The following is a 965-nucleotide window of genomic DNA, read 5'->3' as shown; positions in this document are numbered from 1 at the left end:
TTTCCGGACTGGGTGTCGGCACCGGCGTCGATTTCTCCGGCAGCAAAACCAATTTCACCGCGCAGTCGCTCAACATCACCGGTACCGGTGCCGCCGGTTCGATCGGCATCGACCTGACCTCGCCGAGCGTCGGCGGCGCGGTGATCACCATCACCGCTGGTGGCGTCATCGCCAATGTCGATACCGGCGTGCGGCTGGGCATTGCCGGAACGCCGGGGGCCACGGCCAACGCCGAGTTTACCTTCGGCGGCGGTTCCAGCTCCATCTCCGGCATCACCGCCTCGCTCGATGCGCGCGGGCTCAATGAGGGCAGCGGCCACTACGCCTTCGGCACGACGCAGTTTACCGGCCCGCAACTCTACGATCTGCGCAATTACATCTTCGTCGCGGCCGGGGCTTCGGGCGGCGGCACGTCCATCACCGACCTCGCCTCGATCGATTATGCCGACAGCATTACCGCCAGCGACGCCATCATTGTCCTGGTCAACCGCGGGACGATCGACGACGCCACCGGCTTCTCGCTGAGCGACGGGCAGGAACTGGCGTCGTTCGGCAACGGCCGCGCGTTCTCGCTCGGCGGGGTGCCGTTGAATGTCACCGGCACCAACGTCCATCATGACGAATCCATCTCGGATTCCGCGGGCGCGGCAACGCTGACCAGTTCCGGCGCCGGCGATGTCGTGACGCTGGGCAACGGCAACACATTGCTCGATTTCAATATTTCCGGGGGCGCCGCCGCCGGCATCCACGGCCTGGGCACAAATGGCCTGACCGTCCAGGGCGTGACGGTCAGCAATGTCGCAACCGGCCTCTTCCTCGATGGAGTGGCCGGTACGGTCTCGGTCGACGACCTGACCGTCCAGACCGCATCTGAAACCGGCATCGTGCTTGTCGGTTCGAGCGCGACCGTCAATTTCACCGGCAACACCAAGATCACCAACGCCACCAGTGCGGCGCTGTCCGCC

The 965-nt window shown here is 65.4% G+C and carries 1 protein-coding gene; it reads left to right on the top strand.

The window, feature by feature from the left end:
- Positions 1 to 965, top strand: a 965-nt coding sequence (locus tag EN906_RS35500; protein ID WP_164777672.1) for a hypothetical protein, incomplete at both ends; no start/stop codon positions are given.

Source organism: Mesorhizobium sp. M7A.F.Ca.CA.004.06.1.1 (assembly GCF_003999135.1).
Classification (GTDB): domain Bacteria; phylum Pseudomonadota; class Alphaproteobacteria; order Rhizobiales; family Rhizobiaceae; genus Mesorhizobium.
Note: the sequence above shows the minus strand (reverse complement) of the source record. Positions and strands in the feature narration are given on the sequence as shown.